Annotated in this window: 26 protein-coding genes; 24 read left to right on the forward strand and 2 right to left on the reverse strand. The window is 60.7% G+C overall.

What is annotated here, in order from left to right; translation table 11 throughout:
* Positions 1-705 precede the first annotated feature (705 nt).
* On the forward strand, positions 706-1,005 hold the full coding sequence (locus tag GK109_RS19720) for a hypothetical protein (RefSeq protein ID WP_157242142.1): 300 nt from the start codon (positions 706-708) through the stop codon (positions 1,003-1,005).
* Between the two features lie 159 nt (positions 1,006-1,164).
* Positions 1,165-1,494, forward strand: a complete 330-nt coding sequence (locus GK109_RS19725) for a hypothetical protein (RefSeq protein ID WP_157242143.1) — start codon at positions 1,165-1,167, stop codon at positions 1,492-1,494.
* Positions 1,495-1,608: 114 nt separating this feature from the next.
* Here the strand turns inward: GK109_RS19725 and GK109_RS19730 are convergent, their stop codons facing one another.
* Complete coding sequence (locus GK109_RS19730; protein WP_157242144.1) at positions 1,609-1,944, reverse strand: Lsr2 family protein; 336 nt, start codon at positions 1,942-1,944, stop codon at positions 1,609-1,611.
* 206 nt (positions 1,945-2,150) lie between these two features.
* On the opposite strand from GK109_RS19730, the gene GK109_RS19735 reads away from it, so the two are divergent.
* From GK109_RS19735 to GK109_RS19790, 13 genes are all read left to right on the forward strand, one after another.
* Positions 2,151-4,076: a DHH family phosphoesterase gene (locus GK109_RS19735; RefSeq protein ID WP_157242145.1), complete on the forward strand. Its 1,926-nt coding sequence runs from the start codon at positions 2,151-2,153 to the stop codon at positions 4,074-4,076.
* A 19-nt stretch (positions 4,077-4,095) separates the two neighbouring features.
* Positions 4,096-4,920 (forward strand): CPBP family intramembrane glutamic endopeptidase, encoded by an 825-nt coding sequence (locus tag GK109_RS19740; RefSeq protein ID WP_157242146.1) that lies wholly within the window; start codon positions 4,096-4,098, stop codon positions 4,918-4,920.
* 323 nt (positions 4,921-5,243) lie between these two features.
* Positions 5,244-5,507 carry a hypothetical protein gene (locus tag GK109_RS19745; RefSeq protein WP_157242147.1) on the forward strand — a complete coding sequence of 88 codons (264 nt, stop codon included), beginning with the start codon at positions 5,244-5,246 and terminating at the stop codon, positions 5,505-5,507.
* A gap of 1,263 nt (positions 5,508-6,770) precedes the next feature.
* The gene (locus tag GK109_RS19750) at positions 6,771-8,615 is read left to right on the forward strand and encodes a phage/plasmid primase, P4 family (RefSeq protein WP_157242148.1); all 1,845 of its coding nucleotides are present in this window, start codon (positions 6,771-6,773) and stop codon (positions 8,613-8,615) included.
* 6 nt (positions 8,616-8,621) lie between these two features.
* The gene (locus GK109_RS19755) at positions 8,622-8,855 is read left to right on the forward strand and encodes a hypothetical protein (RefSeq protein ID WP_157242149.1); all 234 of its coding nucleotides are present in this window, start codon (positions 8,622-8,624) and stop codon (positions 8,853-8,855) included.
* 60 nt (positions 8,856-8,915) lie between these two features.
* Positions 8,916-9,065, forward strand: a complete 150-nt coding sequence (locus GK109_RS19760) for a hypothetical protein (protein ID WP_157242150.1) — start codon at positions 8,916-8,918, stop codon at positions 9,063-9,065.
* Positions 9,066-9,159: 94 nt separating this feature from the next.
* Entirely contained in the window at positions 9,160-12,486 is a 3,327-nt protein-coding gene (locus GK109_RS19765; RefSeq protein ID WP_157242151.1) for a hypothetical protein, read from the forward strand.
* A 175-nt stretch (positions 12,487-12,661) separates the two neighbouring features.
* Entirely contained in the window at positions 12,662-13,105 is a 444-nt protein-coding gene (locus GK109_RS19770; protein ID WP_157242152.1) for a hypothetical protein, read from the forward strand.
* 4 nt (positions 13,106-13,109) lie between these two features.
* Positions 13,110-13,253, forward strand: a complete 144-nt coding sequence (locus GK109_RS21960; RefSeq protein WP_197432513.1) for a hypothetical protein — start codon at positions 13,110-13,112, stop codon at positions 13,251-13,253.
* Complete coding sequence (locus tag GK109_RS19775) at positions 13,250-13,585, forward strand: VRR-NUC domain-containing protein (protein WP_157242153.1); 336 nt, start codon at positions 13,250-13,252, stop codon at positions 13,583-13,585. The genes GK109_RS21960 and GK109_RS19775 overlap by 4 nt, the downstream gene beginning before the upstream one ends.
* Before the next feature lie 2 nt (positions 13,586-13,587).
* Entirely contained in the window at positions 13,588-13,989 is a 402-nt protein-coding gene (locus tag GK109_RS19780; RefSeq protein WP_157242154.1) for a dATP/dGTP diphosphohydrolase domain-containing protein, read from the forward strand.
* Between the two features lie 198 nt (positions 13,990-14,187).
* On the forward strand, positions 14,188-16,053 hold the full coding sequence (locus GK109_RS19785) for a DEAD/DEAH box helicase (RefSeq protein ID WP_157242155.1): 1,866 nt from the start codon (positions 14,188-14,190) through the stop codon (positions 16,051-16,053).
* 118 nt (positions 16,054-16,171) lie between these two features.
* On the forward strand, positions 16,172-16,819 hold the full coding sequence (locus tag GK109_RS19790) for an N-6 DNA methylase (RefSeq protein ID WP_157242156.1): 648 nt from the start codon (positions 16,172-16,174) through the stop codon (positions 16,817-16,819).
* A 261-nt stretch (positions 16,820-17,080) separates the two neighbouring features.
* Here the strand turns inward: GK109_RS19790 and GK109_RS19795 are convergent, their stop codons facing one another.
* Positions 17,081-17,599 (reverse strand): hypothetical protein, encoded by a 519-nt coding sequence (locus GK109_RS19795; protein ID WP_157242157.1) that lies wholly within the window; start codon positions 17,597-17,599, stop codon positions 17,081-17,083.
* A gap of 105 nt (positions 17,600-17,704) precedes the next feature.
* On the opposite strand from GK109_RS19795, the gene GK109_RS19800 reads away from it, so the two are divergent.
* From GK109_RS19800 to GK109_RS19840, 9 genes are all read left to right on the forward strand, one after another.
* Complete coding sequence (locus GK109_RS19800) at positions 17,705-18,427, forward strand: hypothetical protein (RefSeq protein WP_157242158.1); 723 nt, start codon at positions 17,705-17,707, stop codon at positions 18,425-18,427.
* Positions 18,428-18,498: 71 nt separating this feature from the next.
* Complete coding sequence (locus GK109_RS19805) at positions 18,499-19,197, forward strand: adenylate/guanylate cyclase domain-containing protein (RefSeq protein WP_157242159.1); 699 nt, start codon at positions 18,499-18,501, stop codon at positions 19,195-19,197.
* Positions 19,197-19,748 carry a Pycsar system effector family protein gene (locus tag GK109_RS19810; RefSeq protein WP_157242160.1) on the forward strand — a complete coding sequence of 184 codons (552 nt, stop codon included), beginning with the start codon at positions 19,197-19,199 and terminating at the stop codon, positions 19,746-19,748. Before GK109_RS19805 ends, GK109_RS19810 begins: the two co-directional genes overlap by 1 nt.
* A gap of 112 nt (positions 19,749-19,860) precedes the next feature.
* On the forward strand, positions 19,861-20,055 hold the full coding sequence (locus GK109_RS19815) for a hypothetical protein (protein ID WP_157242161.1): 195 nt from the start codon (positions 19,861-19,863) through the stop codon (positions 20,053-20,055).
* 297 nt (positions 20,056-20,352) lie between these two features.
* The gene (locus GK109_RS19820) at positions 20,353-20,556 is read left to right on the forward strand and encodes a hypothetical protein (RefSeq protein ID WP_157242162.1); all 204 of its coding nucleotides are present in this window, start codon (positions 20,353-20,355) and stop codon (positions 20,554-20,556) included.
* A gap of 2 nt (positions 20,557-20,558) precedes the next feature.
* Positions 20,559-21,074: a hypothetical protein gene (locus GK109_RS19825; protein ID WP_157242163.1), complete on the forward strand. Its 516-nt coding sequence runs from the start codon at positions 20,559-20,561 to the stop codon at positions 21,072-21,074.
* A 274-nt stretch (positions 21,075-21,348) separates the two neighbouring features.
* Positions 21,349-21,939, forward strand: coding sequence for a hypothetical protein (locus GK109_RS19830; RefSeq protein ID WP_157242164.1), 591 nt, complete (start codon positions 21,349-21,351; stop codon positions 21,937-21,939).
* Between the two features lie 75 nt (positions 21,940-22,014).
* Positions 22,015-22,800 carry a hypothetical protein gene (locus tag GK109_RS19835; RefSeq protein WP_157242165.1) on the forward strand — a complete coding sequence of 262 codons (786 nt, stop codon included), beginning with the start codon at positions 22,015-22,017 and terminating at the stop codon, positions 22,798-22,800.
* A gap of 57 nt (positions 22,801-22,857) precedes the next feature.
* Complete coding sequence (locus GK109_RS19840) at positions 22,858-23,016, forward strand: hypothetical protein (RefSeq protein WP_157242166.1); 159 nt, start codon at positions 22,858-22,860, stop codon at positions 23,014-23,016.
* Positions 23,017-23,042 lie beyond the last annotated feature (26 nt).

A 23,042-nucleotide genomic window follows, 5' to 3' on the forward strand; every position in this document is an offset into this window, starting at 1 on the left:
AGCAAAAGGAGGCGACGGCGGTGGATCGTCTGGCGCTGCGCGCCAGGCTCATCCGAGAAGGACGGCCCATCGGCCGGGTCGCTGCGCGACCCAATCGGATCAGATCCCTGGAAGAGGGATCAATGGGCCGTCAGGCCAGCAGAGCTGGCACGGGAGCTGTGCCGAACATCGAGTCCCCGCGGGTCCCACAGGGCCCCGCGTCGATGCCCGACACCTGCATCCCAATGACAGAAGAGGCATCGCCGTAAGCGGGATCATCACGAAGCCAAACATCTGCGACAGGGTCAGAAGGGGAGCCGATCAGCCAAGCCGATGTCAGCCAACAGCTCACCGACAGGCTCGGCCGCGCGATTGATCCCAGTGCCGTCGCGAGGATGTGGAGCCTTGAATGTATTGTGCGCCTCGGACAAGCCGTCGGAGATCACAGTCCTGCCCGGGGTGCAGTTGGGCACCACTCTCTCAGAGTTGGATGGCATCGACAGGAGCATTTGCAGCCCTGGAAGAGAACGTCGATAAAAGGGGATCAACCGCGCACTTGGCGAAACGCGCCACTCGCACAGGGCACGAACGTGCCGATCAACAGCGAGTGCGACCCAATGCTTTCGAAGCTTTCCAAGTCGACCAGGCCTGATGCCTGACCACTCGAATCATTCCGCGAATCATTTCTCTAATGTCACCTGACGCCATAACGCGAGGAGCCCCAACATGACCTCAGTAACTCCTTATGACACCGGCGATCGTTGCGAGGCCAGACCCTGGGTCCCCTCCGGGACAAAGGTCTCCGAAGCGATCCCGGCCGATAGTTTCGGCAAGGTTGACTTCGACAACGATGAAGGCAGCACTGTCTGCGTCGTGCATGTAGAGCGCCGAAAGGACGGCCGTCACATCGTCCACATCCAACCCTTGTGTGACGATACCGAGCTCGATGTAGTCGTTGACGTCGATCGAGCAAATGCACAGGGAACCAATGTCGATGCAACGACCAGCAGAGGCGACCGCCCATGAGTTCAACGTTCTCCCATACCCTGCTGATCACCGGCGCGCACCTGGAGCGACGAGCTTGCTATGCGAGCCGCTTTCAACGAGGCCTGGTGCATCTGGGGAATCTCTAAGGTCGCCCGGCCACTGCTGATCTCTGGGCACTGCCCAAAAGGGGCCGATGCCATGGCCGAGCGGCTGTGGCGCACCGCAGGTTTCGATGTACTTGAGGTCCCTGCCGACTGGGACGCCCACGGTGGAGGGGTAGGATTCAAGCGCAACAGCGAGATGGTGAGGATCGCGCGATCGCTGCGAGAGCAGGGGAGCGAGGTGCTGTGCGCGGCGTTCCTCGACCTGTGCACCAAGCAGAACTGCCCGCAGCTCCGACGTCAGCAGCTCGCACCGATGGTTGCCGGCCATTTCTCGCACGGCACCACGCACTGTAGATCAGAGGCCCGATCTGCCGGGATTCGCACGATCGACGTCCTGCCAGCGGCGCAGCGGCCCGCAAGCTGACTCCGGATGCGCGAAGAGCCCTGCAGCAGATACTGCAGGGCTCTTCGTCGATGAATGGTTGGTGCCCAAACGCCTTTCGGGAAGATGGCCGAAGATGTTGGGAATTCGAACTGACTACTTGGACCGTTCGATGTTGTGTGCCTCGTCATAGGCCTTCTGGACCTTCTTCGGAATGCGCCCGTAAGGCGGTACTTCGAAGTTGTTTTGGCGGCCCCATTCGCGGATCTGCTCCCGTTCCTCGGGCGTGGTCTCGGGTACGAGTCGTTTCTTCTCACCCTTACCTGTGGCCTTTCTGCCCTTGGTTGCATAGCGCTCAAGTGTCTTCTCGAGTTCCTCCCTCTCTTCATCGGTCAGGTCTATCTCAAACCAGGTGTCCTTCAGTCCGAAGGTCACCGTGGCTGCGCCTGCCTTACCACTGATATCTGACTCAATTACTTTTCGCATCGCCATACTTCGCAGGATAAACCATCCACACCCCTATAGAGAAGCCTTTCGGCCTGAGTACCCGATACGCCTGTCGAATGGCCTCGTTATGGCCATAAAACGCTGCTATACGAGCATGAACAACATGCCGCACTGCTAAAATCACACTGCCAGCGGGGGCCACTTTCACCACCGCTGAACCATCACCATCGAACCAATCGAGAGGCCCCGCAATGACCACACTCCAGACCGTCGATGACTACCCCCTGTCTCAGGAAGACGTTGATCTTTTCGCCCTGATGTGCCAGCGTCGCGGTTGGTCCGATGAATACCTCCGCGAGATCGAATCCGCCGAACACGACGAACTCCTGGGCCTGGCCGAAATGGTCGAGGCGCTGGAGGACGCGCGCGCCGCAGGCAGGAAGATCACGATCGCCCCCGACTTCGACATGGACGGCATCTCCTCCGGAATACTCGGCTATGCCGGTCTCTCCGAACTCGGTTTCGATGTGGAGCTGCACGTGCCGGACTACCGCCGCGGCCACGACCTCGCCCCGGAGGACATCGCCGAAATCGCCGCGAAATGGCCGGATACCAGTGTCCTGCTCACCTGCGACGGCGGAGTGAACTCCCATCGCGGGATCGCGGCGGCCCGGGACCTGGGTTGGACGACCCTGGTGACCGACCATCATGAGGAGCTCGCGCCCGGGTCGACCGCCGACATCACCGTTGACCCGTGTCGGATAGATGAGACCTACGCCCACACCGGTATCTGCGGAGCACACGTGCTCTACCAGGTGATCGAGGCCTACGCACGCGTCCATCAGCCAGAAAAGCTTTGGGAAGTCCGCTTGCTGCGCCTCTTCGCCGGCTTGGGTACCGTCTCCGACGTCATGCCTGTCCTATATGAGAACCGACAACTGGTGCGCGACTCACTCTCAATCGCACGCCTGTTGTACGCGCCCGCGCCGCGGACGATCCCCACTCCCTGGGGCTTCGACCCGGACCCTGAAGCAATCGACGTCGAGCAGGCCACGCTGATGCAGCTGCTTCGCATCGACCAGCACCACCCGGTCTTCATCCGGGCCTTCCAGGGTTTCGCGGTCCTCCTGAAAGCTTTCGGACAGGCTGGCAAGGTCCGCGACGTCGACAGCCTCGACGAGGGCTTCTACGGGTTCTACGTCGCGCCGGCGATGAACTGCCCCCGTCGGACAGGTGATCCTCTCGAACCCTGCTTCGAAGTTTTCACCGCGCCCGACCAGAACTCCATGCTGGAGGCTGCGCACAAGGTCATCGCAACCAACGAGAAGCGCAAGCAGCTTGTCGAAGTCCACCTGCAGGAGCTCGCGGGCGATGACCAGCCGCTGGCTCCCTGGGTGTACTTCTCGGAAGCCTATCCGGGCATGTATGGCCTGCTGGCAAATCAAATGATGGAACGCCAGGGCCATCCGGTCGTCGTGCTCAACCGTCCTTCCGGACCGGACGACTTCGTCAGCGGCTCCGGCCGGGCCCCGTCCTGGTTCAACATCATTGACACCCTGGAACCGCAGAACGGCATGCGCGCCATTGGCCACCAGCAGGCGTGCGGCGTCAAGGTCGACCGGGCCGAATTGCTCGATGAGCTCGTCGACACGCTTCAGGCAGCCACGCAGGTAGCTCTGCTGGCAGTCGACCCGAACGAGCGACGCGCCGACCTTGTGCTCGGCCCCGACGCCGACTGCGACGCAGGCCTCGACGACCTTGAACCGTTGGTGGGCTTTGTCCGCCGGATTGAGACTCTGCGGCCCTTCGGCCAGGGATTCGTCGAGCCGGTTGTTGAGATCGCGATCGAGCCTCTGGGTCTGCGCGTGGATCGCATCGGCTCAGACGCCGACTGCGAACACGATCGTGTTGACGCCAACATGATGATGAACGCCCGCGGATACCGTGTGTGCCGACTGTGCAAGAAGCACTTGCGGTTGGTCACCCGCTCGGGACTGTCCTGCCTGTGGTGGAACGTCGCCGAGGAGAAGGAGCCGGAGCTCGTACAGCTGACGAAATCCGCCAGCCGCACGGAGATCGGGACGCTGCGCTTCATCGCGAAGCTGCAACTGAACACCTTCCGTGGCGAGACACGGGTCCAGGCCATCATCGACCAGCAGATCACCGAGTCTGCCTGAACCAAGAAAGGAGGCGGGTATGGCCGCTCCATCAACCAAGTCCCGGCTCCTCGCTGTCGTGTGGTGCTTCCTCATGCCTCTTGGTGTGATCGGCGGATATCTGGGCGTGGGCTTCGCGGTGGTCGCCGCAGTGGGCGAGCCGATCCTCGGGACCATAGTGCTCGGAGGTGTCGTGTTCCTGCTCGTCGGCGCAGCCAGGTTGCTGCGTCCCGGGTGGCTCGCTTACGAGCCGGCCGCCCGGCCGCTGCCCGAGACGCCGCGCTTGACCAGGATGGTACTCGGGGGTCTCGCCCTGGCATTCCTCGCCGGTCAGTCACTGGCACTGTGGCTCTACTCCCTGGGAGGGTCGACGGGTTTCGACCAGTCAGTCCAGGCCCGTCAGGACGCCGGAGTTATCGCCGCCCTGCTGCTTGCCCTGGTCGCTGCTCCATTGGCCGAAGAAATGCTCTTCCGCGGTCTGCTCTACGCGCTGCTGAGACGACGGATCGGCATCATCGGCTCGGTTCTCGTCACAACCACAGTGTTCGGCCTGGTGCACGGAAACGTCGTTCAGTTCGCCTCGACTCTGCCGTTGGCTGTCCTGCTGGCGCTGGTCTACGAACGCACACGCGTACTCTGGCCATGCGTGCTCATGCACCTGGGTTTCAACCTCGTGGCCACGTTCGTCCCGCCTGTACTGGTCACGCCATTGGCAAACCCGGTCTCCGCGCTCCTGCTGATCACAGCTTTCCTCGGATGCGCACTCATGCTCTACCGGAAGATTGCGACTCCGACTGTGCTCCTCGCCGCCGAACCTGCCATGGACATGGGAGACGGTAAGGAAGGCGATCCCAGGACCGTCTAAGCGGCCGGGCTCATCATCCAAGGAACGACGTTGGTGCCCTCCGGGCGCTACCTCTCGACCTCTCGGTCGAGGGTGCGCACCGGAGGGCTGTTCTCGGGTGACCGGGGTGATCCGGTCACCGGGGGATTGGCTGAAAGAATTTCTTCAGCCAAGCTCTTGAGAGAGGGGGATCCACCATGACTGTCGTCAGCACTTGCGTCTACGACGCCCAGGGCCGACTCGTTCGCCCGTCTGACAGCGATGTTCGCCGCGCACGGTTTGCGCTCGACTTCGACACCGGTGAGAGGCCGACCTTTGATCGAGGGTCTGTGCACTTCTACACCATGACCACCAGCGGTCTGACGGCCGGGCACGCGCGTCAGCGTGCCAAGGAAATGCTCTCTCGCTTCTTTGAGCGCGCCGAATCCGTCGACGGCTACCGCAAAATCGAGATGAGCAAGACGCAGGGGATCATCCACTGCAACCGCAACGTCTCGATCACCTACGAGATCCTTTACGCCGTCGAGGACGGCGGCAGGGGCCGTATCCACATTCCCGAGTCCCCCTATGCGGGATACCGGCGAGGCCGGAGCTCCGTCGCCCACTAGGCGAGTAGTGCTCCATCCGCGTCTCGCACCAGCGCAACGCGCAGAAAGGCCGGAGAGCTCCCTTCCCACGGGGAGGTCTCTCCAGCCTTTCTGTTTTTCACGTTCCTGTGACAACTACACCTGGTGACGGTCATCGCCTACACCTTTTCCCCTACAGTATCAGTGCCGAGTCATAATGCGCAATGGATCGCAATCGTCTATCAAGCGGCTCTCTACGTGAGTCCCGGGGTCAGTCACATGGGAGGATGACATTCTGTCGAGTCACTCCAGAGAGGCTCGTCAGAGCCTCCATCGCCGGGAACGCCCGGAAGCAGGGGCCTGGTTGCAAGGTGGCGCGGCAGGCTAATGACCAATCAAGGTGTACCACTTGTAGTGGTACACCTCCGGATCCCAGCTCTGACAAGGGAAGACATCGATCCAGCGAGTTCATCCGGCGGGGTGCGTACCACGTGGCAGCAGGGACGTGGTACGCCGTTTTGACTGATAAACCAACGCTTTTGACAGATGTACCACGTGTACCACCTCAGCACAGGACTTTTCATGCGCACATATGCGCATACGCGTGATACCAAAATGGCTTGGTCGCCGCAAGGGGCTAGTTGAGGGGTTCCGGCGGGTGGCTCTCCACCCCAAAAACCCATATATCTAGTCTTTTTTAAGTGGTACAAGTGGTACAGGGGGTATGTAAAGCCCGCCAACTCAAGGTAAAAGCCTGTACCACGCGCAAATCTCCACGTGGTACACCCAGTCATTACACTTCCCAGAATCCTTGCCTGACCTGGGGAAACAGCTGTACCACGTCAAGTGGTACACCTCCCGATACCCCGTGTGGGTATTCCGTACGAGTGCTGAAGCATCAACCCCTGCCTCTCTTGGGGATTCCAGGCCGGCCGGCCGGAAGAACTCCCCGGGCCCCGACCAGAAGGCCGGGCGGCTTACGCCGCCCGCGGGTGGGTGATCGAGCACGAGAAGACAGTGGCTCCGTGGGGCATTCGCCCCCGGAGCCACTGTTTCTCATTTCAGACCCATGCTCTCAACGTGTGCGCCGCTGGAGACCTCCGGGTCTCGCGCGCGACCCCTCCGAGACCTGTCCATGCATCAGTCGGGAACTCTGTCGATGAATCAGTCGATACGTGGGCGACTCGTTGCGACAGACCACTCGAATGGAATAGAGTCGAGTTTACGTTCCTATTCGATTACGAGACCAATCGGCTTCCCACTCAACTGCCGGCAGGTGCTCGTGCCATCGAGAAAGACAGCAACATGACGACTCCTGACGACCCCACGCCCGTCTTCGAGGACGACTTCGACGTCCCATCAACCAACCCTGTGGCCGACGCCTTTACCAGCGTCATGGACCACTTCTCCGGCGAATCCGACATCGCCCCGCAGAACGAGATTGTCACCCGCGCCACTGCGGTGTACCTCGATCTGATCGACCCGTCCGACCCGCCGTCGCCACGTCTGATCGAGAAGCAGCTGCTCGCGATCGTCAACGGAGTCTGTAAGGCCGAGAACGCCAAGACCAAGGTCGCCACCGAGAAGCTGCTGCTGATGCGGACGCTGACGTACTGGCAGGTGGCGCAGATTCTGTTGAACCTGCACCACGTGATCCGCATCGCCCCAAGCGCCAAGGACACCGACCGGGAGTACGACCTGCTGGCGATGTACCAGGCGACCGGCCCAAGCCGCGGTACCTACACAACCAGTGAGGATGACATCCGGACCGCGGCTCGCAAATACAACACGCAGCTGACGCTGAAGGAGTTCGCCGAGGTCCTCGCTGTCCTCCGGGAGGACGGTCCGCGCCGACACCAATGCACCCATAGGGATCTGATTGCAGTGAACAATGGTGTGTTCCACTACGGACAGACAGCCCGCGACATCTCTGTCGGCGGCAAGGATTTCCATCTGGAACCGAAGACCCTCGTACCGTTCGATCCGGCCCTGGTCTTCCTGGCCAAGTGCCACATTGACTACGTTGAGAACCCGGACAACCCGGTAATCGCGCATCCGACGGATGGTACAACCTGGGATATTGAGTCCTGGGTCAGCGAGCTCTCGGATGATGAGGGAATTCCCGAGCTGCTCTGGGAAATCATCGGCGCGATTATCCGCCCCCACGTGAGCTGGGGTAAGACCGCCTGGTTCTACTCCGAGCAGGGCAACAACGGCAAGGGAACGCTGTGCGCGCTCATGCGTAACTTGTGCGGGCCCCGTTCGCACACCTCGATCCCGCTGAGCGACTTCGGCAAAGACTTCGCACTCGAGCCACTGGTGCGCGCCAACGCGATCATCGTCGACGAAAACGACGTGGGTACCTTCATCGACAAGGCGGCCAACCTGAAGGCGATCGTTACCAATGACGTCATCCAGATCAACCGCAAATACAGAATGCCGATCGCCTACCAGTTCTTCGGCTTCATGGTCCAGTGCCTCAACGAGTTCCCACGGGTGAAGGACAAGTCAGACAGCTTCTATCGCAGGCAGCTGTTCGTGCCGTTCCTGAAGAGTTTCGAAGGTGTGGAGCGCAAGTACATCAAACAGGACTACCTCCAGCGCCGTGAAGTCCTGGAATATGCCCTCTGGTATGTGCTCAACCGCGCCGGAGCTTCTGACCCGGGTAACTACTACCAGCTCTCGGAGCCGGTGGCGACCAAAGAGGTCCTGGCCGAATACAAAGAATCCAACGATCCGGTCCGGGCCTTCTGGCAGGAGTTCCGTGAACGGCTGGTGTGGGACCTCCTGCCCTTCACGTTCCTGTACGACCTCTACAAGGCCTGGTTTGCCGATGTCTCGCCCTCGGGGTCGCCGGTGTCGAACAAGCAGTTCATCACCGACCTCGTGGCGATCGTGCGGCCTGACCCGTTGTGGCACTGCCCGGACAAGAACAAGAAGATTCGTCCCGGTCAGATGATGACCCTCTCCGAGACCACCATCGCCGAATACGAGCTCACCAAGTGGCTGAACCCCAGTTACAAGGGCAGTGACCGCGACAAGCGTTCGAAGCCGCTCATCCAGGCCAACTACCGGGGCATCCTCCGGCACACCGGCCCCGTCGCGGGTGCTGATCCCGCAGGCACCGACCACCACGAAGAACAGGACTGACCTGATATGTCGAAAATAGCCTCGGCCATCGCCCAACTCACTCAAGCCGTCATCGACCTCGTCCAGCAGCAAAGCCGCACGAGCACTGCGCTGACCGATGTCGCACGTGAGCAGAGGATCACCAACCTGATCGTCCGTTCGCAGATTTCCACCGACGGCGAGGAGAAGCAGCGACTGATGGCCGAGGCCACCCGACGCATGGATCAGCCCCGCCGGCGATCGCCTCATGACCAGCTCTGACCACACGACGCCACATCAGTTCAACACCTGGGCCAAGACGCCCAAGGACGGATCACGACCATGACCAAACATCAGAACGGCGAACCCAACTGGCAAGAAGGGTGTGCAGGAGACGGAGTCAAGCCCGGTAAAGAATGCCGTGACTGCCTCTTCCAGCGCGGGCACTTCGGCTATGCCCTCGTCAATGGCCAATGGTCGACCACGCCCTGATCACGATCTCCCTATCTCTGTCACAGGAGTTGGGAACCAAACCTCGATAACTGCAATCCGGCCCGTGACGGCTGGCCGACCAGAGGAGACCCTCATGACCAACCAGCGCATACCCGTCACGGCCGACACAGCGCTCTTCACCTATTACGACATCGAGTCACTGGCCAATGTCTTCAGCCTTGTTGCCTACACGCCGCGGCCCAACGGCATCGGTGCTCTCGAAGTCTTCTACCTCGTCGACGATGCCGCTGATGGCACCAATCTCTCTGACGCCGTCGATTTCAAGGCACTCGGAGACGCCATCTTCCAGAGCAACCCGGGTCTGCCTGCATTCCCGCAAACCCAGCTGCGGTTTTGGGACCTGCGTCTGCTTGAAAGCAACACCTGGCTCGCGCAGATCATAGGCCTCTCCGACGCCGAGCAGGTCTGCCACCGCAATGCCCCCTCGGCCTACCCGGCCGCCCTGCGCCCGGTTTGCGACACAGACCCCGATTACGACCCCACAGTGCACCCGTTCCTTGTCGGCTACAACTCGATGAACTACGACACAACGATGCTCGCGCTCTACCTCTACGAAACGTTCGGTTCCTACATCGATTTCGAGGAGCGTCTCGGACAGGCGCGCGCCATGATCAGCAAGCTCACCGCCCTGCATGCCCGAACCCGGAGCGAAAACGTCGCGCGCGAGCTCGCCGACTGGCAAGCCAGGCTCGATGCTGAACAAATGGCGGGCCGCGGTTTCCGCAAAAGCAGCGCGGCGAAGCTGCGCGAACAGAACGACCAGCTGTTCTCTGACGAGCACATCAACTACATGCCCGGATACCTCGGCTGGGACAAACCCGCCGCAAAGATCCGCCGTGCCATGCTGCATTCCGGCCGGCACATTGATATGTCCCGTCTCAATGAACTGCAGGCCAAGGTCAGCCTCAAACGCCTGCTCGGAATGCTCGGTCGCCAGATCAAAGAATCCGAGAAGCTCAGCCACGACACCACGATCACGGCAGTCGAAGACCTCTACGAGCTGCTGGCCTACAACGTTTCCGACTGCCTGGGCCTGGGCCAGCTGTCCAAGCACCCGGTGTACTCAAACAACTTCGACCTGAAGGCCGGCTTGCTCGCGCAGTACTCCGAGACAGTCTTCGATAAGAACGGTGCGGTGCGCCGGGACCGCCTGGCCATTGACTCGTCCTCGGCGAAGTTCGTGGGTCGGATCCTCGCGCCGTATACGGCTTTGGATGACATCGAGGCTGTGTCCTTCATGTACCCGGACCCCGAAGTCGCCAAGGAGAGAGGAATCGAGCCGGTCAACGTGCTCGACGAGTGCGTGCAGTTGTTCGAGGAAAGCGTCGCGCCCGACCCCGCCAAAGATGCATCCGCGACGCCGGCGCAGCGGGAGGCACATCGTCAGTTCATGCAGATCGTGGAGTACTACCGCTCCATCGAGGGGCAGAACTTCAATGAATCCGAGGAGTATCGCGAGAAATTCAACCTTCCGGCGAAGTCGCTACGTGACATACCCAAGACGCCGAACAATGTTCCGTACTTCGGTGCCGACGCCTCACCGTCGTCCTGTTTCGCCACATTTAGCACCGGCGGCATCCACGGAGCCGAGGCTGATTTGTCAGTCTTCACCTCAGAGCGGATCGAGCATGTCGAACAGGACATGATGCTCACCCGCGCGAAGCTGGTCTTCCCCGATGCAAAGGACTTCGTTTCCGAGGCCAAGCGCCAGCATTCGGCGCTCCGGCTGCCCGACGGCACATTCGTTGACAAACGGCTGGTACTGCTGGGCTCGGACCCTTTGAAGGTGAAGTACAGGAAGCCGAAGAAGGATGACCCGGAGCAGGCCGCGCAGCTCGCCCGCGCTCAAACCCAGGTGCCCGATCCGGCGGATCTGCTCGTAACCCAGCGCCCGGATGCCCAGGCGCTGAACGTCGTCCTGCCCGACGGCACCGTCCTGGAAGGCAAAGTCGTGCTGGCAAGTACCACGGCAACCAAGGCCAGCTACCGCGATGAACCGCCCAAGAAGGCACCGACCCTGTTCACCCTGAAGGAGGACGGATCCGACAAACTGCACCCGAAATTCGCGCGCACTTCAGCGGGCCTGGTAATCCACGAGGATTTCACTTCGTACTATCCAAACCTGCTGCGCAACATGCGCGCGTTCTACAACCCCGAACTCGGTGAGGACCGCTACGCGAAGATCTTCTTCGACAAGGAGCGCTACGGACAGGAGATGAAGCGCCCCGGCATCACGCCGGAAGAGAAAACCCGGCTGAACACGCTCAGGAACGGCACCAAGCTGATCCTCAACTCTGCATCGGGTGCGGGGGACGCAGGCCATAAAACCCCGATCCGAATGAACAACCGCATCATCTCGATGCGTATTCTTGGCCAGCTCTTCAGCTGGCGGATCGGGCAGGCCCAGACACTGGCAGGTGCCCGGATCATCTCGACCAACACGGACGGCCTCTACTCGGTCGTCGGCGGTGGAAACGGCTTCGACGAAGCGACCAACAACCGCGTTCTCGCCGAGCAGCAGGAAGCCATCGGCGTCGACATCGAGCCCGAACTGATGTTTCTCATCAGCAAGGACTCGAACAACCGCCTGGAGATCGAAGCCCCCGAGCAGGGGCGCTCGGTCGCTGACAGCCCGATCATCGCCGCCGGCGGCGGAACCCTCGCATGCCACGCGGGGCCGACCCCGACGAAGTCGTTGGCCCACCCGGCCGTCATAGACTTCGCTCTGGCCAGGTACCTGCAGATCACTGCCAGCAGGGGAGAGGCTGCACTCTCCGAGCCCTTCGACCCCCAGCTGGGCCGGAAGGTGATCGAAGAAGCAGTCCTGGAAGACGACCCGATCCGGTCGCTGATGCTGTTCCAGAACGTCATCGCTGCCTCGCGGGGTTCGATCACCTATCCCTTCGCCGCCGCCCCGGTCAGTGCCGAGGGTGAGAGCGAGGATGCCGAGACTGATGCACAGCTCCTCGATCCCCGCCCGCTGCAGATGGTCAACCGGGTCTTCATCGTCCGCGAAGGCACCCCTGACGCCGTCTCGCTGCATAACGCCGGTGCCTGGAAGGTCAACCCTGCCAGCCAGGCCAAACGCCGTGAAAGCGGGGCCGCTGGCGTTCGTCGCGATCCGATTGCGCTCGAGATCCTGCGCCATCACGGCTGGGCGAAGTCACGCGCCGAGGCCAGTAGCTCAGACGGGCTCGCGGTATTGCCCGATGACCAGGATGTTGTCATCCGACGAATCAACAGTATCGACCCGACCTGGTCAATGGCCGTCGTCAACGACGACCTGCACGAGTTGCCCGCGGAGCGGATCCAGCAGCTCATCGCAGCGCTCGACCTCGACATCTACACCCGGATGCTGGCCGAGACGTTCACCAAGAACTGGATGAACGCCGCCGTCTGAGCAATGCCAACTCCTCATCCGCCGGCGGGGTGCCGAGCGACAACACAATGTCGTGCGGCACCCCGCTGGCTTTCCAAACCTCAATCGAGTGATGCCTTATAGATCAATCGATTCGAGTCATAATTGAGTACGAATGCGAGTTTACTCGCTCATGTCAAACCATTAAGAGGCAATCATGACCCAGTCAACACTCCCCGTCCGCTCCAGTGATCCGGACACCTCCTACGCAGCCGCCGTGAAGGCGGCCCTCGGAGCCTCCCGCGTCCGTCCTGTCGTCCTCGACATCGTCCGCGACCACGGGCCACTCACCCACGACGAGATCATCAGGGCCTACCACAATAAGGTCGTCATGGAACCTGAGACCCCACGCTCCTCGGAGTCCGGAATCCGCACCCGCCTCAAGGAACTCGCCCATGAGGGGCTCGTGGCCGTTGACGACGAAGAGGGCGTCTCCAACTTCGGCAATGCGGCCAAGAAATGGATCGCTGTCAACCCTGACGATCCGAGCTTTGTCTTTGATCCCGATGCGATGGCCGCTTATTTCGAGGAAGAGGACATCGTCCCCTTCACGGCCGCCGACCTGGAGGACGACGCAGCGTCGACGCTCAAAGAGGACTGATCTTATGTCGACCAAGCCGGATCCCAAGACGTTGTCGCAGGCCGAACTGGACGAGCTGCTCGACGAGCTTGTCCAGTCCGGCCGCGACGATTCCCCGGAGTTCCACGCAGCTTACGCCGAATGGGAGCGGAGAGAGGAGCAATCTTGACAACCCTCAGACGAAAACCCCGCGAGAACGTGATCGAGCAATACTTCCTTAGCCAGTGCCGCCAACACGGATTCCTCTGTCTGAAATTCACCTCTCCGTCCCGGGGTGCCGTCCCTGACCGGATCGTCATCGCGCCGGCCGCGACTGTCTTCGTCGAGCTCAAAAGACCGGGCGAAAGTGTGAATAAGCGGCAACTGATCACCCACGCCAAAATGCGCCGCTTCGGGGCAGAGGTCCACGTGATCGACGACAGGTCCGCTGTGGACAAGTTCATCTCCGACATGCTCCGCCGAGGCCGGGAAAACCAGGACCAGCAGAGAGAAGCATCATGACAATGACAGCCACCGAAACGATCCCGCGAGGATACGAGACCAAGGACTCGGGATCACGCATTCACACCGAGTCCGGCATGCAGCGCGAACCTAAAAACGGCCAGCCCCGCTTCGACCTCCTGATACCGCTCAAGGTGCCCTACCACGAGCAACTGCTCACACGGGCGGCGGCCCTTGTGGAGCGAGGAGCTCAAAAGTACGACTCCCGCGACTGGGAGCAGGCAAGCACCCCCGCCGAAGCCGAGGAGTTCCGCGCCAGCGCCTTCCGCCACTTCATGCAGTGGATGTGCGGCGAAAACGACGAGGACCATGCCGCGGCAATCGTATTCAACGTACTAGCCGCTGAAAGCACCGCCTACAAGATCGCCCACCGCACCGCTGACTCAGACGGGCAGACCGGATGAGGAACAGAGCCGCCAAAACCAACAGCCAGAGTCCGACTATGTTCCGCAACCTCACTCGGGCCGATCTCATCACGTTCCCCTGACCAAACGACGAAGCGTGCCGACAAGACACAGACCCGGCTCGGGCTTATCCAGGAGGCCTTCCATGCCTGACCGCATACCGCACGATCGACAACCCAGGAAAGGAAGGCAGGCGTCATGACCACAACCATCGCACCCCGACAGCAGTCACCCGGGCCCATCGTGCTCAAGCCTTATCAGCAGCAGATCCACGATTTTCTCGTCCGCAAACCCTACGCCGGGGCCTGGCTCGGTGTTGGTGCAGGAAAGACGCTCAGTACGCTCAGTGTCCTGCAGAAGGTCCGGCCGATAGGCCACATCCTCGTCGTCGCTCCTGTCGCCATCGCACGGTCGACGTGGCTCGACGAGATCGACAAGTGGGGATTTCCCATCCGAACGAAATCACTCATCGTCAACGAGAACGACAAGAAGCTGCCGAAGGCCAAGCGCCTCGAGCGCTTCCGGGAGGTCTTCTCCGACCCGCCGACGATGTATTTCGTCAACCAGGAGCTACTCACCCAACCCTCCCAGGGCGTCAAGCTGATCGAGCCGGTGCCCGGAGCTGCGGCATCACCTGCCCTGGGGCAGGTTTCTCCGCCGGCCCGTGACGTGTTCGGCTCCCTCATGGCCTCCGGACCCGTCTCCCAGGAAGAGCTTGTCGAGAGTTACCGTGCCGCGGTGATTTCGTCGGGTCATGCCGCCCCCGCCAAATCAAGGATCGGCTCCTGGATTCAGGAACTGGCCAAGGCTGGACTCGTCACACGAGAGCAGCATGATTGCCGGTCATGTCAGGGCGAGGGCTGCAAAGAGTGCCGCTTCGGACTTGTCGACCAGATGCCCATACAGAACATTAACGGCCAGGACACCCTCATTTGGCCGTTCCAGACAGTGATCATCGACGAGTCCCAAGGCTTCAAATCGCATTCGTCCGAGCGATTCAAGGCCCTCAAGATCGTCCGCCCGGCGATTACGCGGCTCATCGAACTGACCGGCACGCCAAGCCCGAACGGACTGCACGATCTGTGGAGTCAGATCTACCTGCTTGACCAGGGAGAGGCACTCGGTAAGAACATCACCGAGTTCCGCAGCCGGTGGTTCATCCCGAAGATGGTGCCCGGCACCACCACACCATCGAAGTGGATCCCCAACCCAAACGCCGAGGCCGAGATCCACGGGTCCATCAAGCATCTGGTGATGAGCGCGCAGAACACCAACCTGAACCTGCCCGGGCTCACGATCCAGAACGAGAATGTCACGCTGCCCCCGGACCTCATGCAGGCCTACAAGGAGTTCAAGCGCGATCTCGTCCTCGACGTGGTCAAGTCCTATATTGACGAGAACGGGAAGCTCACGCAGAGCATCGAGTCAATCGTGGCCGAGAACCAGGCGGTGCTCACCAGCAAGCTCATGCAGTTCGCCTCGGGCACGCTCTACACGGCCGACCCTGACGACCCGAGCACGAAGGGCCAGTACGAGGTCATTCATGACAAGAAGATCGAGATGGTCGAGTACGTGGTACGCAACAGCGGCGGCGACCCGGTCTTGATCGCCTACCACTTCCGATCGGACCTGGAGCAGCTGCTCCTGCGCTTCAAGAAGTCGGGCATCGATGCGCAGGCCTTCGACGGCTCGCGCGAAATGGTCCGCCGGTGGAACGACAAGCGGATCCCGGTGATGCTGCTGCACCCCGCGGCGGCCGGTCACGGGCTGAACCTTCAGGACGGCGGCTCGACGATGATCTGGTACACGCTGCCGTTCTCACTTGAGCACTATCTTCAGACCAACGGCCGGCTCTACCGTACTGGCCAGACGAAGCCGGTGACCATCCATCGGTTGATCGCCAAAGGTACGCAGGACGAGCGCATGCCCGGCGTGCTTGCTGACAAACAGCAGATCCAGGACGACCTCATCGAGGCCGTCTCCGGCGAGGACCGCATCCTTGCTGCCCTGGCGGAGGAGATTCAGGACGACCTGAACGACCTCTGGGTCTCCGAACGGGTCTGAGAGCTCCGCCTCTCCGCTTCCCACCGATGGAGTCGCTGCCGCACATTGGCGACCGCGACTCCATCGGTGGGAGGTCCGCCCCATCACCGCGACGAAGCCCTTAGAAGGAGCGCACCCCATGTCCAGATACCGCAGCATAGTGAAGCTCCTGGAGGCAAACACCGGAGCCCGGCGGCTCGCGAACATCTTCGACGACTTCGTACAGATGAGCGCGCTCTCGTTCCGCAATTCCGTCGACAGTCGCCATCACGCCGAACGCGAAGTCCAGTACCTCCGCACCGCCGGTGGGTACACGCCAAAGCAGCTCGACCGCTTTGCCGAGGCCCTCGCCCTCGTCGTGATGACGATGGAAGAAGAGCCAGGCGACGTGCTCGGACGGCTCTATATGGAGCTGGACCTGGGCAACGAACGGCTCGGCCAGTTCTACACGCCCTATGACGTCGCTTCTCTCCTCGCGGGCATGACAATCGACACCCTGTCTGCACAGATCGCCGTACGGGGCTTCGCCCAGGTCTACGAGCCGGCGTGCGGCGCGGGTGCGTTCCTGGTCGCCATGACGCAGGAGATGCGCCGCGCTGAACTCGACTACCAGCGCCAGCTGCACGTCACAGCGGAAGACATCTCCGCCCAAGCCGTGCACATGACCTACATCCACCTGACCCTTCTGCATGTCCCGGCGATCGTCTACCGCCGCAACACACTCACGCAGGAAACGTTCGACGCCTGGCGCACACCCGCCCATGTGCTCGGCGGATGGGAATCATAAGGAAGGTATTATTGCCTATTAGGAATGAGTTATCCACAGTTACCAGGGTTGGGCGGACAACATATAAAACAGCAAAGCCCCCGCTCATATAGCGAGGGCTTGCTTTTTACTTAGTCTTTGGCGGCTGAGGCGGCTTCGGCTTCGACGGTGCATTCCTGCTCTCGCTGAAGGTTCCGCCCTTTTGAACGCGCACCGTCGTGGACGGTATCTGCACTCGAGGCTGGCTCCTCGACTTTTCGTTATCAGCCACAGTACTTCTTCCTAAATAAGTTTCGCATGCATCAGACCTACTGTGATGGGCATTGCCAACCAAGCTAGGGCAAGTATCCCATAGCCGGCGACAATCAACTTGGCGGCTCGCTCTATCCGCTGCAGGTCATCCGATAGACCCTCCATACTGTCTGTCACGATGCTGTGCTCAGTACTGTAGGGATCAGCGTCGAGCCGCTCTTGAAAATAGAGTGTGGCATTAGCGTCGACGCCTGATGACGGTCGCATCGCCCATAAGCCGATGACAGCGGCAACCACCGACAGAGTGATGCTTATGAACTGCCAACCCGTTACCCAGTTGTTTGCCTGGACTGTACTGAACACTCCGGAGGCGGTGACCAGGATGGCTGCACGGGTATACATGTTGCTTGTCCGCTGGAGGACCGTTGCCCGCTGCCGAACGACCTCAGCGTGAACCAGCTTGAGCTGTTCTATTGGCTCACCTGATGATGCCTTCTGAAACTTCCACCGAGATTGCGGTCTGATCGAGGCTTTTATCTTCGGCGGCATGTCATAAGTGTATGAGCGGGGCTGACACGTTGTGGGCCGCCGAATGAATGTCAGCCCCTCCCGTTAGGCTTAGATCCAACCTTCAGAGGCCAAACAGGGGGAAATATGACGCTCAAGTCCGACATTGACGTGGCAGTTAGTGAACTGACGAGTGACTGGTCGATTTCGAATCCGAGCAGGACCAGCACCGACGTGCCCGATCCGGACAACATGGGTTACTCGGATGCTAAGAAGGTCATGGCCACGTTCTTGTACGCCGACATGGTCGATTCGTCAGGGCTGATAAGACTAGCCGGGCCGGAGGTTGCTGCCAGCATCACGAAGGCCTACCTAAAAGCTTGCGTGAGAGTCGTCCGTTCCCAGGATGGACACATACGAAGCTTCGATGGAGACCGTGTCATGGGCGTGTTCAATGGCCCTGACAAGGTAAGCCGTGCAGCCATCGCTGGTCTCAAGATCAACTATGCCGTCAGAGACATGCTAGATCCGAAGGTTCAAACGGCATTCCCCGCTCTAGCGAAGGCCGGTTGGAAGCTCCGTCATGCAGTTGGAATCGCTACAACCGAAACCCTCATGGTCAGAGCCGGCATCCGAAACAACAGCGACCTGGTGTCACTTGGGTTAGGGCCAAATATGGCGGCCAAGCTCAGTGATCTACGGGATGGCAGTTTTCGAACATTCATAGGCGCAGGGACATACGCAGATCTCAACCAAAACGCAAAGATCGGCAGCGACAAATTAGACATGTGGAAGGGGCCGTTCAAAATTTCATTCGGCGGCGGCACATACTCCTACTACAAGTCTTCGTATCACTGGTCGATCAAGTGAGCCCCATGCCCGCGCCGCAATCGGCCTCGGGCTCGGCGTATACGCAGCTCTAGCACTCAGGAGACTCCTACTTGTATCCATCCATCCAACAGTCGGTCCAGGACATCCTCAACACCGACTGGAACATCACTAACGGTACGGTCGTGCCAAAGACGGAAGACATTGTGTTGAAAAACGGTGGGCGGCTGGTAGATGCAACATACCTCTACGCTGACCTTGCCGGCTCATCCAAACTGGCAAAGACCGTATACAAGGAAGTAACTGCGGCGGTCATCCGCGCCTATATCAACACTGCGTCGCGAATCCTCCGCAACTATGCAGGCGAGATCAGGAGCTTCGATGGCGACCGCGTTATGGCCATCTTCATGGGTGCCGACAAGGAGACAAGAGCCGTCCGAGCTGCCCTGGCGATCAACTGGGCAGTAGTTGAAGTCTTGAGACCCGCTATGGCGAAGCGTTGGACTAGCTTCGAGTCTTACTACACGATCAATCACGGCATTGGGATCGACACTGGCGAAGCCCTAATCGTCCGCGGTGGCGTAAGAGATAACAACGACCTTATTTCAGTAGGCGAAGCACCTAATCAGGCAGCAAAATTGAGCGAGATCCGGGATGCATACCCCCTCACGATCACAAAAGCTGTCTATGAGGCCATGTCAAACGATGTGGCCTTCTACGACGGGAAGCCTTTCTGGACACAGTCGAATGTCCGGAATGAGAGCGGCGGGCTAACGACCCGCTTCCGAAGCAATACGATTTGGGAAATCTAATGTGGTGGGACAAGACGCCTTATCCGCCCGTAGATACTTCAGACAAGGACGCCCTAGACACTGCCTGGCGTATCCACGGCGCTCTCGTCGACTGGACTGGAAAGGTTGACGCGAAAGCCTCGTTCGCCTTTGCCCTTGAATCAGCTGGCCTTGCGATGCTAATTACCCTCTCGGGTAACGACCGTCTGTTTAACCGCCTCGAAGGCCCGCTCCAAGAGATCACATACTACGGAGCTGGGATTGCCCTGGTATTGGCGGCCGGATGCGCGATGTGGGTGGTTATCCCCCGGTTGCGTATGTGGCACGTGAAGAAGGAATGGAGAGACAACTTTATCTACTTCGGACACTTGAAGTTCTGGCCCGTAGAACAGCTGCCGGCCAAGATTAAAGATGCCGATATGCTGCCGATTCTGTCTAATCAAATGGTCCGCATGAGCAAGATCGCCTGGACTAAGCACCTCCTCGTGAAGTCATCGCTGACGCTCGCCTCTGTCGCAGGGTTAGGCCTGATCACGTGTGCGACCCTAGTAAGGTTCGGTCTGACGCCATAGTGAAGATCCGGATGTGGTAAGCAGTCCTGGCTAGTCCGGCCCTTTAGACCGACATGATTTTGGTTGGTGCCTCCGTTGCAAGATCGGCCATATAGTCGCGCCAGTAATGCATATGGGCCACAGCCTCTCGGCAGACGGCACCTGGGAGCACGAGCTCCTGCCGTCATCGCGCGATGAAGCGTTCCGACGCCGCTTTCGGTTCTTTCTCGAGGACGCCCTGCGGCTGGCAACCTCTGCCGTCGACGGAGTGAAGATCAACGGCCGCACGCTCGCCCAATGCGACGAGCGTATCGCTGCTGGTCCGTGACCACTCGGCTGCACGCCCTGCGGGCGCTGGCCTCGGGATCAGGGTCGGCGGGGCCGACCCGGGTGTCGGGACAGTGATGTCGGGGGTCGGGCACGAATGCCCGGCCCCTCTCATCTTTCTCCGCTCTGGGAGCGGCCCATCAACCACGACCACGAAGCCCAGGAGTCCCCCTGATGAAGGGCACAGCACGCAGACCGAACGCACGTACGACTCCTGGGACGACCTCGCCGCGGAGGAGGCCAACGGGGCCAACGGGCTCAACTGCAACTGCACGAAACCGAAGAAAGGAGGCCCTCGATGAGCAAGCGCAAACACCAGAAGAAATCACGCGAGTCCATCGAGGGTTTTCGCGGCACGTCCAACCCCGAGCTCGCGCGATGGATGCACCAGCTGCGCAGCTCTTCGGCCACGCAGCGGCACACGCCCACACCCCGCAAGGGCACCCGCAGGGATCGTGAACGCCAGGCACTTCGCGATCAACAGAGGAACAAGGAGCGCTGACCGTGAACACCACTGCACCAGAGGGTTACGACCAAAAACTATGGGATTCGATCCCTTCCATCCGCGCGATGAAACACCGCGGCAAGCATGAAACCTATGTCTTCGGCCAATCCAGCGCCGACGGCACTGCCTGCATCGGCTGCTCCTGGGAGACGAGCCGCGTCCTGACCGGAGCGGCGGCGGTCGGGGCCCACGATGCCGACAAGCGTCATACCCATGATCACGACGCGTGGGTGCCGATCGAGAGCGGCACTGAGGCCGGTCGCTGCCCCTGCAGAAATCAGCCCGGGTTCAACCCTATTTCTCTCGGTGCTGAATCCGTCCGGGCCGAACTGCAGCAGGCCCCCGAGGCCCACAGCCTCGACACCGCGAAAGCAGGTGCACTGCAAGCTCTGAGTGATTCAGACATCAACGCCGCGGTCCGGGAAAACGCTGACGATGCCTTCTGGGAACAGTACGACGCCGTGCGCCGGCGGGCCATCGCCAGTCTCATCCGTTCCCACCCCTCGCCGACCTGAGCCCCTCACCAACGGGCCCTGTGACATTTGCGGCGACAAGAACAGGAGCTGACCAGGAACCGAGAAAGGAGACCACCATGCCATCAAGTAAAGAAGACTCGATCGTGTCCGGCGATCCCGTCGAGGATGAGCTGTGTCCACGATGCCGCCACGTCGGATCCGTTGTCTAGTGCCAGGACCACTACGAAGAGCACAAGTCTGCCCACAACGACACGAGCGACCACCCGCTCGCACAGATGCTCGACGCCCTGCTCGATGACGATAAGGACCAACCATGACTCAGGACCCGTCCGGGACAGCGGTCCAACCCAGCGACCTCCGATCCCGCCTGCTCGCCGCCATTCAGAACCCTGAGCACGAAGCCATCCTGTTCCGTAATCTCGATGATGTGCCTGTCGGCTCCACTGGATACCTCTCACCGAGCGGCCGCTCCGTCGCACGCGGACCCTACGGCTGGACCTCCCACGACGTCAGCTACACGCCCCAGGACAACCAGGTCTTCACCTCGCACCATGGGCCGGCCAACGACGAGAAGCTCGCCGAACTGCTCGAAGCCTCCCTCGTGCCCGAGAACGCCATCCTCGTGAGCTTCGAAGCTGTCACCGGCACTGAGTCCGATTGGGAGCTCGGCTATTCAAGCACCTACACCGATCTCGCGGACCCCAAGCTGCTGAGCCACAATCTCGACAACACCGCCCTTGCCCACCTCTACTTCCAGATCGAAGCTGTCGGCGGACTGGGGGAGTCCGACGCTTACGGTGATCTGGACAAGCTCATCCAGCAGCTCGGCGAAGGCCCTGCCGAAGCACTGCGAGCCCAGGCAGACACCGCTCATCCTGCGCTCTTCGAGCTCGACGCAGACTAAGACCTCATTCAAGAAGTGCCCTCGCCTGACCGCGGGGGCACTTCGTCGTTTTCACTCCGCTGAAGGACCTGAACCATGACTCTTCCCCGCATACCCGCACACACCTCCCACCACCCCGACCGGTATATCGACGTGAAAACCGGCCTCGGCTACTCCGTCTGCCAGGACGCCGGAGCCGAGGATCCGCGACAGCGCATCGGCGATGAGCACGCTGCTCTTTTCACCTACCGCGGTCCCCGCGGTGACGCTGATGCTGTTCCCGACAACGTCGCCGCGCAGGCCTTCGACCGTTACTGGCAGAAGACCAACGACGAGGACAAAGCTCTCAACCTGACCCGCCGTTATCTGGCTCTCTTCCACCCCGAGAAGAAGATCGCCGTGACGATCAGCACCATCCGGGGCCCCTCCCAAGGTGACTGGCGTGAAGTCTTCGTCGCCGTCTCAGACGGTTATGGTAAGCCGGAGAACCACGTCGAAGAGTTCAGCATGTGGGCATTCGGCGATGTGTGGATCGTCATCCCCGACGGTAAGGCAGGCATCTCCGGCATTTACGCCGAAGACGCCGAAGCAGCTCTGACTTACTTCCGCGAAAACTTCGAAGACGACACACCGCTGGATACAGAGAGCAGTAATGCGCTCATCCCGCTCACGACCGGTGGCCCCTACCGGGTGAGTTGGTCAATTGACGGGGAGGAAGACTTCTCGCCGGCGCAGGTCGCGGCCTGGCAACAGAACTTTCGTCGCGGAGCACACCAGCCAAACCCCGACGAAGCATGTGTCTTCACAGTCCTGGACCAGACCACGGGCCGGAGCGTCGACATCGATTTGAGCGACGCCCGGTTCGCGCATCTGTTCCGCTGATCCTTGATCCTGACTTCGCCATGGCGAAGTCCGGGCTCCACCACAGAAGGAACCACCATGTCGCGCATCGATTGCCGCACAGTCTCAAGGTTCGAGCAGGGAAAGCAATACATCCATCCAAACGCCACCGATGCCGGGACTTGCTCAGATGGCTGCTGCGACAAGTACGTCTGCCCTGACTGCAATACCCGCTTCACGGTGGAAGCACCGCAATGACCGGCCCCTGACAGGAGGAGGCTCTG

The sequence above is a fragment of the Pseudarthrobacter sp. GA104 genome (assembly GCF_009741265.1).
Lineage (GTDB): Bacteria > Actinomycetota > Actinomycetes > Actinomycetales > Micrococcaceae > Arthrobacter.

What these genes read in the sequence shown, in the direction of transcription:
- GK109_RS21960 (WP_197432513.1), top strand. Translation starts at nt 13,110, where the DNA reads ATGTCGACCAAGCCGGATCCCAAGACGTTGTCGCAGGCCGAACTGGAC.
- GK109_RS19750 (WP_157242148.1), top strand. Translation starts at nt 6,771, where the DNA reads ATGACGACTCCTGACGACCCCACGCCCGTCTTCGAGGACGACTTCGAC.
- GK109_RS19795 (WP_157242157.1), bottom strand. Translation starts at nt 17,599, where the DNA reads ATGCCGCCGAAGATAAAAGCCTCGATCAGACCGCAATCTCGGTGGAAG.
- GK109_RS19790 (WP_157242156.1), top strand. Translation starts at nt 16,172, where the DNA reads ATGTCCAGATACCGCAGCATAGTGAAGCTCCTGGAGGCAAACACCGGA.
- GK109_RS19760 (WP_157242150.1), top strand. Translation starts at nt 8,916, where the DNA reads ATGACCAAACATCAGAACGGCGAACCCAACTGGCAAGAAGGGTGTGCA.
- GK109_RS19730 (WP_157242144.1), bottom strand. Translation starts at nt 1,944, where the DNA reads ATGGCGATGCGAAAAGTAATTGAGTCAGATATCAGTGGTAAGGCAGGC.
- GK109_RS19800 (WP_157242158.1), top strand. Translation starts at nt 17,705, where the DNA reads ATGACGCTCAAGTCCGACATTGACGTGGCAGTTAGTGAACTGACGAGT.
- GK109_RS19765 (WP_157242151.1), top strand. Translation starts at nt 9,160, where the DNA reads ATGACCAACCAGCGCATACCCGTCACGGCCGACACAGCGCTCTTCACC.
- GK109_RS19725 (WP_157242143.1), top strand. Translation starts at nt 1,165, where the DNA reads ATGGCCGAGCGGCTGTGGCGCACCGCAGGTTTCGATGTACTTGAGGTC.
- GK109_RS19755 (WP_157242149.1), top strand. Translation starts at nt 8,622, where the DNA reads ATGTCGAAAATAGCCTCGGCCATCGCCCAACTCACTCAAGCCGTCATC.
- GK109_RS19810 (WP_157242160.1), top strand. Translation starts at nt 19,197, where the DNA reads ATGTGGTGGGACAAGACGCCTTATCCGCCCGTAGATACTTCAGACAAG.
- GK109_RS19785 (WP_157242155.1), top strand. Translation starts at nt 14,188, where the DNA reads ATGACCACAACCATCGCACCCCGACAGCAGTCACCCGGGCCCATCGTG.
- GK109_RS19840 (WP_157242166.1), top strand. Translation starts at nt 22,858, where the DNA reads ATGTCGCGCATCGATTGCCGCACAGTCTCAAGGTTCGAGCAGGGAAAG.
- GK109_RS19830 (WP_157242164.1), top strand. Translation starts at nt 21,349, where the DNA reads ATGACTCAGGACCCGTCCGGGACAGCGGTCCAACCCAGCGACCTCCGA.
- GK109_RS19720 (WP_157242142.1), top strand. Translation starts at nt 706, where the DNA reads ATGACCTCAGTAACTCCTTATGACACCGGCGATCGTTGCGAGGCCAGA.
- GK109_RS19780 (WP_157242154.1), top strand. Translation starts at nt 13,588, where the DNA reads ATGACAGCCACCGAAACGATCCCGCGAGGATACGAGACCAAGGACTCG.
- GK109_RS19835 (WP_157242165.1), top strand. Translation starts at nt 22,015, where the DNA reads ATGACTCTTCCCCGCATACCCGCACACACCTCCCACCACCCCGACCGG.
- GK109_RS19820 (WP_157242162.1), top strand. Translation starts at nt 20,353, where the DNA reads ATGAGCAAGCGCAAACACCAGAAGAAATCACGCGAGTCCATCGAGGGT.
- GK109_RS19770 (WP_157242152.1), top strand. Translation starts at nt 12,662, where the DNA reads ATGACCCAGTCAACACTCCCCGTCCGCTCCAGTGATCCGGACACCTCC.
- GK109_RS19735 (WP_157242145.1), top strand. Translation starts at nt 2,151, where the DNA reads ATGACCACACTCCAGACCGTCGATGACTACCCCCTGTCTCAGGAAGAC.
- GK109_RS19745 (WP_157242147.1), top strand. Translation starts at nt 5,244, where the DNA reads ATGACCACCAGCGGTCTGACGGCCGGGCACGCGCGTCAGCGTGCCAAG.
- GK109_RS19815 (WP_157242161.1), top strand. Translation starts at nt 19,861, where the DNA reads ATGGGCCACAGCCTCTCGGCAGACGGCACCTGGGAGCACGAGCTCCTG.
- GK109_RS19740 (WP_157242146.1), top strand. Translation starts at nt 4,096, where the DNA reads ATGGCCGCTCCATCAACCAAGTCCCGGCTCCTCGCTGTCGTGTGGTGC.